Raw genomic sequence first — 8,494 nt, 5'->3', positions numbered from 1 at the left:
CGCCGGAGGAGTACCACGCTGCGCTGGACTCGGCCAAGCGCCTGATCAGGGGCACGCTGCTGGGCGGCGGTCCACAGGCCCATTGATATGATCAAACGATTGATTATATAGTCGGCCCGGGGTCACGATGAGGAAGCCGATGCCAAATCCTGCGACCGTTGGGGTGACGTTCGACGTCGACGCGCTGCGCCGCAAATACGCCGAAGAGCGGGCCCGGCGACTGCGCCCGGACGGGATCGCGCAGTACGTGGAGACCGCGGGTGCCTTCGCGCGACTCGCCGAAGACCCCTGGGTGGACGGCGCGTTCACCCGCGAGCCGCTCACCGACGAGGTCGACGTCGCGGTCATCGGTGCCGGCTTCGGCGGCCTGCTGACGGGCGCGCGGCTGCGCGAGCTCGGTGTCCACAGTGTGCGGTTGATCGACAGGGCGGCCGACGTGGGCGGCACCTGGTACTGGAACCGGTACCCGGGGATCGCGTGTGACGTCGAAAGCTACGTGTACATGCCGCTATTGGAGGAGCTCGGTTACGTTCCGGCGGACAAGTATGCCCGGGGTTCGGAAATCTTCGCCCATTGCCAACGCATCGCCGAGCACTACGACCTCTACCGCGACGCCTGCCTGCAAACCGACGTACACGAGATCCGTTGGGATTCAAAGGCTTCACGCTGGATCATCCGGACCAACCACGGGGACGAGATGCGGGCCAAGTTCGTCTCCATGGCCAACGGTTACCAGGCCAAACCCAAGCTGCCCGGGATCGCCGGCCTCGGCAGTTTTCGCGGGCCGACCTTCCACACCAGCCGGTGGGACTACCGCTACACCGGCGAAAAGCTGGAGCACCTGGCGACAAAGCGAGTCGGAATCATCGGCACCGGCGCCACCGCCATCCAGTGCGTGCCGCACCTCGCCGCGGCCGCGCGGCATCTCTACGTGTTCCAGCGCACGCCGTCATCCGTCGACGTGCGAGCCAATCGGCCCACGGACCCGCAGTGGGCCAACGCATTACGGCCGGGCTGGCAGGCCGAGCGCATCCGCAACTTCCAGATCCTGACGGCGGGCGGTCAGGCCGAGGAGGATCTGGTCGCCGACGCGTGGACGAGCATCACCCGCAAACTCCCCGTCATGCGCCAGGACGGCGCCGGCCCCGCCCCGAACATCGAACTGGCCGACTTCGCCAAGATGGAGGAGATCCGGGCGCGCGTCGACGAGATCGTGATCGATCCCGCGACCGCCGAGGCGCTCAAACCGTGGTACGGCTACTTCTGTAAGCGGCCGTGTTTCCACGACGAATATCTGCAGACCTTCAACCGAGACAACGTCACGCTCGTCGACACCCGTGGCCGCGGGGTCGAGCGCATCACCGAGGCCGGCGTCGTCGTCCAGGGAACGACGTACGAACTCGACTGCCTGATCTTCGCAACGGGTTTCGAGGTGGGCACCGACTACTGCCGGCGCACCGGGTTCGAGCTGATCGGCCGCGACGGCCTGACGCTGACCGACCGGTGGCGCGAGGGCGTGCGCACGTTCCAGGGCTTGTGTGCCAACGGGTTTCCGAACTGCTTCATCGAAAGCATCGCCCAGGCGGGGCTCACGGTGAACTTTCCCTACCTGCTGGACGTGCAGGCCAGCCACGCCGCGTGGATCATCGCGTGGGCGCTGGAGCGCGGCGTCACCGAAATCGAGGCGTCGCCGGAGGCCGAAGCCGCATGGGTCGACCTGGTGGTGGCCCGCTCGACGGCGACCGCCGAGCGGGCAAGGACCTGCACCCCGGGCTACTACAACCGGGAAGGCAAGGCGGACGCCAAGACTCGGCAGGGCAGCTTCTTCATCGGCGCACCGACCGAGTACGCGGACCTGCTGCAGGCGTGGCGGGCGAAGGGGGACCTCGAAGGCTACGAGGTCCGCGGCGGAAAGGCCGGGCCGTGACGAGCCGAGGCGCCCGTCGGCGCTATGCGTTCGGCCGGCTGCGGGCGGCCACGCGCCGCCGGCGCCCACCCAAGGTGGCGATCATCGGGGCCGGCTTCGGCGGCCTCGGCGCGGCGGTGGCGCTACGCCGCGCCGGCATCGACGACCTGGTGATCATCGAGGCCGGCGACGGGGTCGGCGGCACCTGGCGACGCAACACCTATCCCGGCGCCGCCTGCGACATCCAGAGCCACCTGTACTCCTTTTCCTTCGCGCCCAACAAATCCTGGAGCCGCACCTACGCTCGTCAGCCCGAGATCCTGGCCTACCTCGAGTCCGTGGCCGACGAATTCGACCTGCGCCGCCATCTCCTGCTCGGCACCAAAGTGCGCTCGATCCGGTGGAACTCCGACGCGTGGTGCTGGGACTGCGAAGTGGATCGCGCGGGGCAAGCCGAGACGCTGAGCGCCGACGTCGTCGTCTGCGCCGTCGGATTGTTCGGATCGCCGAAGCGTCCCGACATCGCGGGGCTGACCGACTTCGGCGGCTCGCTGATGCACACCGCGCAGTGGGATCACGGCATCGAGCTGGCCGGCAAGAAGGTGGCGGTGATCGGCACCGGCGCCAGCGGCGTGCAGGTGGTCCCTGAGCTCGCGAAGACAGCGGAACGCGTAACGGTGTTCCAGCGGACCCCGCCGTGGATGGTGCCCAAGGACGACCGGCCGTACAGCCCGGCGGAGTTGGCGCGCTTTCGGCGTGATCCCCTGGCCGTGCGCCGCGCTCGCTGGCAGATCTGGAAATTCCAGCACGACAACACCGCCACCTTCGCTGACGACCCGGTGGTCGCCGCACGCACGCACGTTGCGACGTCGTTCTTGGAGCGCACCGTGGCCGACGGCCGGCTGCGCCGCGCGTTGACGCCGGACTACCCGTTCCGGTGCAAGCGGGTGCTGCTGGGCGACGAGTATTACCGCGCATTGCAGGCGGGCAACGTCGAGTTGGTGACCGATCCCATCGCGCGGGTCACCGAGACATCGGTGCTGACCGCGGGCGGCCGGGCCGTCGACGTCGACGTGATCGTGCTGGCGACCGGCTTCGAGACGTCGCGCTACCTGTCGGGGATCGACGTGGTCGGCGTCGACGGTCAGCGGCTGCACGAGCGCTGGGGCGCCGACCCGAGCGCCTACCTGGGGGTGGCCGTCGCGGGTTTCCCGAACTTCTTCATGCTGTACGGCCCCAACACCAACCAGGGCGGCAACTCGATCGTCTACATCCTGGAGGCGGGCGCTCGGCTGGTGGCCAGCGCCGTCAGCCGGGTGGCGCGCCGGGGCGGCTATGTGGATGTGCGCCCGGAGGCCGAAAGGCGCTACAACGAAGCGCTTTCCGCGGATCTCGAGCGCACGGTGTGGACCCAGTGCGACAGCTATTTCCGTTCGCCCACCGGCCGCATCGTGACCCAATGGCCCTATACCGAACTGGAATACGCGCGGCGCACCTGGCGGCTGCGGTCGGGCGATTGGTGGCACCGCTCAAGGGGTGCTCCGCCGCTTTCGGGGTCGCCACGGCACGCCGATCCGGCCCGCCACGCTGTCTATCGCCCTGCCGAACGCCTGCATGCTGAGACCGATTCCCAGGGACCGTAATTGACGCCGCTCAACGGGCGGGATCGTCGGCCACCTCGATGTCGCCGGCCTTGGCCGCCGCGCGTAGTTGATGGAAGTCGTCGAGCGACTTATCGGCGTAGGCGTAACTCCACTCGGCGACCGCCTGATGCAAGGTGTCGCCGGTGCCCGCGTAGCCGCGCAGTATCGACGCGTTGGCGCTCTGCGAGTGCGCCCGCGCCAGCAGCACCGCGCAGGCACTGACGTAGTCGCTGAACGTCGAAGGCGACATGCCTTCGGTCTCGACGGAGCCCTTCATGTCGTGGAATTGACGCACGTAGTAGTCGCGGCCGTCCTTGCGCGTCGTTCCGAGGAACACGTCCGACATCGCCTGCAGGATCTGCTGGCCATCGATGACGCGCGCACCCTGGCCGCTCGCCTCGACGGCCGCGTTGAGGCTCTCCGGTTGAGCCCACCGGCCGTACTCGTCGAGGACCGATCGAGTGGCCTCTTTGATCTGCAGGATCAGCGGCGTGCCATCGGGCCCCACCAGGATGACCAGATAACACCGGGTGCCGACGCTGCCGACGCCGACCACGCGCAACGCGACATCGGTGATGCGGAAGTGCGACAGCAGGAGCGCAACGTCGGCCGGGACGACGGTCAGGTACTCCTGAACCGCCTCCACCAACGGCTCTTCGGTCTCCTCGTCGACATGTTGGAGCACTGGGGGCGCCTCCCGTAGGCGCGGGGTTCCGTCGGACCCAATCTCCATGATCCGCTTGAACACTCGCGCCGACGTTCGGGTGCGCGCCCGGGATATCGTCTTCTGAATCACCGCCTGCAGGCCCTTGGACACCGTCCCGGTGTAGTGCTCGGGTTCCACCCGCAGGTAGTAGCGGTCCAGAACGTTCATCTCCTCGAGCATCGCCGTCAGGCTGGTTTGGTAACCCACGACCGCCTGTTCGACGCAACCGCGGATCGCCTTGGTCGGGTATCCGGCGTGGCGCCCCCCGACGATCGCGCTGGTGATCAGGCGCTTGACGTCCCACTCGGCCGGCGCCACCGCGGCCTCGTCAAAGTCGTTCAGGTCAAACACTATTGAGCGATCGGGCGCGGCGTATACGCCGAAATTCGAGATGTGAGCGTCACCGCAGCACATGATTTCGATCCCGCTCGTAGGGCTGGCGGCGAGGTCGGCGGCCATGACCGCCGCCGAGCCCCGATAGAACGAGAAGGGGTCGGTGAGCATCCGGGCAAAACGCAGGGGGACGAGTTCGGGCAGCCGGCCGGCGTTTCGCTCGACGAGGATTTCCGTGGCCGTTCGGTGAGACGGAGTCAATTGGGCGAGAGCGCTTCGGGGAGCCGTCTTTCGCAGGGCCCGACCGCGCGCCACGTCCTGCTCGGGTACTTCGAGTTCGATCAGGCGGTCACGCAAAGCCCGCTGCGGCATCTGCTCAGCATAGGTACGGGCGCGCTTTGCAGTTAGCTTCAGGGTGATTCTCAACGCTGTGCCGAAGTGGCCCGATCGTTAACATCCTTGAAAGTATTGGTGCCGGACGAAAATGGTCCGGCGTTTGCTGTGAGAGGACGCCTGGATGTTGAAAGCGCGTCCGGCGTTCGAGCGTTTCCGCCCCCGATTGCGCATGGGCTGGCTCAACGTCGTCGGGGTGGTCGCCCTCGTCCTCGCCGCCACCGCGATCGTCGTGAAGAACGCTCCCGGTGCCGGGACCAACCAAATCCTCAACGTCTCCTACGACCCGACGCGTGAGTTGTACGCGGCGATCGACAAGGCATTCATCCCGCAATATCGCGCGCACACCGGAATCAGCTTGGACATCAAGGAATCTCACGGCGGTTCGGGACGTCAGCTGCGCAGCGTCCTCGACGGCAGCCAGAAGGCCAGCGTGGTGTCGCTGGCGTTGATCAGCGACGTCGAGACGCTGAGCAAGCGGGGGCTGGTCGCCCCCGACTGGCAACGGCGGCTGCCGCACAACTCGGTGCCGTACACGTCGACCATCGTCTTCGTCGTCCGCAAGGGCAATCCCAAGGCCATCCACGACTGGCCCGACCTGACCAAGGGCGATGTGTCCGTGGTGACCCCCAACCCGCGCAGCTCGGGCAACGGCCAGCTCAGCGTCCTCGCGGCCTGGGGCTCGGTCACCACCCGGGGCGGCAGCCACGCCCAAGCGACCGACTACGTGCGGTCGCTGTTGCGCCATGTGGCGGTCTCGGATGCCGGGGCGCGCGGTGCCGGCGACAGCTTCACGCTGGCGAAGATCGGCGACGTCCAGCTGACCTGGGAGAACGAGGCGCTGCGCGAGGTCGCCGCCAACAAAGACGAACTGCAGCTGGTCTATCCACCGGTCAGTATCCTCGCCGAACCCGCCGTGGCCTGGGTCGACGCCAACGTCTCCGATCCGAAGACGGCGACCTACGCCAAGGCCTACCTCGACTACCTGTTCACCGACGCCGCGCAAGAACAGGTGGCGCAGTACGGTTACCGCCCGTTCAAGCCGGAGATCCTGGCCAAACATGCCGACCGGCTGCCCCCGCTCGCGCTGTTCCCGATCACCGCCATCGCCAAGGACTGGAGCGACGCGCGCGAGCAGTTCTTCGGCATCAACGGAATCCTCGACACGATCTCGGCGCCGCCGGGTGCGGCGTCGGCGACCTAGCGAAAGACTATGGGCTTCGCGCTGAATTACGACCTGGTGAAGGGCCGGCACGATCTGATCGCCGGTCTGACCGTCGCCGCTATCTCGTTCCCCCAGGCGATGGCGTACGCGTTGATCGCCGGCGTGGACCCAAGGTTCGGGGTCTACTCGGCGATCGTCGTGACGATCGTCGCGTCGATCTTCGGCTCGTCGTCGCATTTGATCAACGGGCCGACGAGCGCCATCTCGCTGCTGGTCTTCGGCGCCCTGGCATTCATCGATTCGGAGAACAGCACCCAACTCTTCGAGGGGTTGTTCCTGCTGGCCGTGCTGGTCGGCGGATTCCAGATCGTGATCAGCCTGTTCAAGCTCGGCAACCTGACCCGCTACATCTCCGAGTCGGTAATCATCGGCTTCATGGCGGCGGCGGCGTTTCTGCTCGCCGCCGGGCAGCTGGGGAACGCACTCGGGGTGCGCGACAAGGGAAACGGGCACATGCAGGTCTTGCGCCGGGTATGGCTCACCCTCACCCACGGCGACGCGATCAACTACCGCGCCCTGACGCTCAGCGTCGCCGCGGTGGTCCTGGCGGTCGTGCTGCGCCGGCTGGTGCGACGCTACGGGTGGCCGCAGGTCGACATGCTCGCCGTGCTGATCATCACCGCCCTGATCGCCTACCTGGCGGGGTGGTCGGTTCCGGGCGCGAACGGCCATACCGCGGTAGCGGTGGCCGCGAAGATCCCGCGCAGCCTGCCTACCCCGCACATCCCCGAGGTCCACATCGATTGGCTGCCGGAGCTGTCATCGGGCGCATTAGCGATCGCCTTCGTCGGCATCATCGAAGCGCTGTCGATCGCCAAAGCCATTGCCTACGAAACCAAACAGGAGATCGACTACAACCGGCAGATCATGGCCGAAGGCCTGGCCAACCTCACCGGCGGCTTCTTTCAGAGCCTGCCGGGCTCGGGATCGCTGTCGCGATCGGCGATCAACTTCCAGGCCGGTGGGTTGACCCGGTTCTCCGGGATCGTCTCTGCCGCAACGGTTGCCGCGGCCCTGCTGTTGTTCGCGCCCCTATTGCGCTATGTGCCCCAGGCGGCGCTGGCCGGGCTGCTGCTCGTCACCGCCGCCCGCCTCGTCGACTTCAAGCGCCTGATCTACACGCTCAAGGCGTCGCGCTATGACGCCGGCCTGGTGCTCGTCACCGCGTTCACGGGAGTGGCGATCGATCTCGACAAGTCGGTTCTGTTGGGCGTGATCCTGTCGATCCTGCTGTTCGTGCCCCGCGCGGCGAAGCTGAAGGCCAAAGAGCTGATCGTGACCCCCGAACGCGTTGTCCGCGAACGCATCTCGGGCGATCCGGCCGATCCCTCGATCGTCATCTACGACGTGGAAGGCGAGCTGTTCTTCGGCGCCGCACCGGAATTGGACCGCTACCTGTCCGAGATCAGGCAGCGGATCGAAAGCGACGACATCCGGTTCGTGGTGTTGCGGCTCAAGCGGGTGCGCCATCCCGACGTCGTCTGCATCGAGCGCATCGAGCACTTCCTGCGCGGGGAGGCGGCGCGCGGCGTCACCGTCCTGCTCGCCGGGGTGCGCGCCGATACGCTCACGCTGCTGAAAAACGTTGGCTTCCAAGCTTGGTTTCCCGCGGAGCACGTCTTCCCCGAGGAAGACGAGGAATACTCCGCGACGCTCAAAGCGGTGCGCTATGCCCACAACGGGCTGGCGGAACCGGCCCCGCCCGCCGACCTGTACTACCTGGTCTGAGCATCAACCCTTGGCCGCGGCCACCCTGGCTCGTTCGGTCATCGAGGCGATCACCCCGCCGTCGTTGAGGATGTCGGTCCCGGTGAGGTAGCCCGCCTTGTCGCTGGCGCAGAACGCGAGCAGCTCTGCCATCTCCTCGGGCTTGCCCCAACGCGGTACCGCGGCGTCGGCGACCATGGCGCCGGCCCCGGCCTGCTCCTCCAGCCGGCCCATCTCGGTGTCGGTCGACCCCGGCGAAACGGAGACGATGCGCAGCCCGCGCGCATTGAATCGCTCCGCCTGTGCCTGGCTGTACCACTTGACGAAGGTCTTGCTCAGCGCGTAGGCGATGCCGGAACGGGCCTCCTCGGGCGCGATGTCGCAGGCCGCCAGCATGGCGCCCATGAAGGCCTCGGGGTCTTCTGAGGCCAGCGGAAATTGGTGTGCCGGAACGATTTCCGCGGGGAGCATGTAGGCCGACATGGACGCCACGTTGACGATCACCGCGCCCTCACCGGCGATCTGGTAAAACGCCTCGTTGACGTTGACCGTGCCGACCGCGTTGGTCCGCATGACGTAGT

6 protein-coding genes are annotated in these 8,494 nt (G+C 67.0%); 4 read left to right on the top strand and 2 right to left on the bottom strand.

What is annotated here, in order from left to right:
• The first annotated feature begins 139 nt into the window (after positions 1–139).
• Entirely contained in the window at positions 140–1,927 is a 1,788-nt protein-coding gene (locus tag A5706_RS16160; RefSeq protein ID WP_068132361.1) for an NAD(P)/FAD-dependent oxidoreductase, read from the top strand.
• The gene (locus A5706_RS16155) at positions 1,924–3,549 is read left to right on the top strand and encodes an NAD(P)/FAD-dependent oxidoreductase (protein ID WP_082964431.1); all 1,626 of its coding nucleotides are present in this window, start codon (positions 1,924–1,926) and stop codon (positions 3,547–3,549) included. The genes A5706_RS16160 and A5706_RS16155 overlap by 4 nt, the downstream gene beginning before the upstream one ends.
• Positions 3,550–3,559: 10 nt before the next feature.
• On the opposite strand, the gene A5706_RS16150 is transcribed toward A5706_RS16155, so the two are convergent.
• Positions 3,560–4,960 (bottom strand): DUF2252 domain-containing protein, encoded by a 1,401-nt coding sequence (locus A5706_RS16150; RefSeq protein WP_068132356.1) that lies wholly within the window; start codon positions 4,958–4,960, stop codon positions 3,560–3,562.
• A gap of 145 nt (positions 4,961–5,105) precedes the next feature.
• On the opposite strand from A5706_RS16150, the gene A5706_RS16145 reads away from it, so the two are divergent.
• Positions 5,106–6,185: a sulfate ABC transporter substrate-binding protein gene (locus A5706_RS16145; protein ID WP_082964430.1), complete on the top strand. Its 1,080-nt coding sequence runs from the start codon at positions 5,106–5,108 to the stop codon at positions 6,183–6,185.
• 9 nt (positions 6,186–6,194) lie between these two features.
• Positions 6,195–7,934, top strand: coding sequence for a SulP family inorganic anion transporter (locus A5706_RS16140; RefSeq protein ID WP_068132354.1), 1,740 nt, complete (start codon positions 6,195–6,197; stop codon positions 7,932–7,934).
• 3 nt (positions 7,935–7,937) lie between these two features.
• On the opposite strand, the gene A5706_RS16135 is transcribed toward A5706_RS16140, so the two are convergent.
• Positions 7,938–8,494, bottom strand: a 557-nt coding sequence (locus A5706_RS16135; protein ID WP_068132352.1) for an SDR family oxidoreductase, incomplete at its 5' end; no start/stop codon positions are given.

Source organism: Mycobacterium sp. E796 (assembly GCF_001672815.1).
Lineage (GTDB): Bacteria > Actinomycetota > Actinomycetes > Mycobacteriales > Mycobacteriaceae > Mycobacterium.
Note: the sequence above shows the minus strand (reverse complement) of the source record. Positions and strands in the feature narration are given on the sequence as shown.

Bases quoted from the DNA above. Each gene is read 5' to 3' on its own strand.
- A5706_RS16160 (WP_068132361.1), top strand. From the start codon at position 140: ATGCCAAATCCTGCGACCGTTGGGGTGACGTTCGACGTCGACGCGCTG.
- A5706_RS16150 (WP_068132356.1), bottom strand. From the start codon at position 4,960: ATGCCGCAGCGGGCTTTGCGTGACCGCCTGATCGAACTCGAAGTACCC.
- A5706_RS16145 (WP_082964430.1), top strand. From the start codon at position 5,106: ATGTTGAAAGCGCGTCCGGCGTTCGAGCGTTTCCGCCCCCGATTGCGC.
- A5706_RS16140 (WP_068132354.1), top strand. From the start codon at position 6,195: ATGGGCTTCGCGCTGAATTACGACCTGGTGAAGGGCCGGCACGATCTG.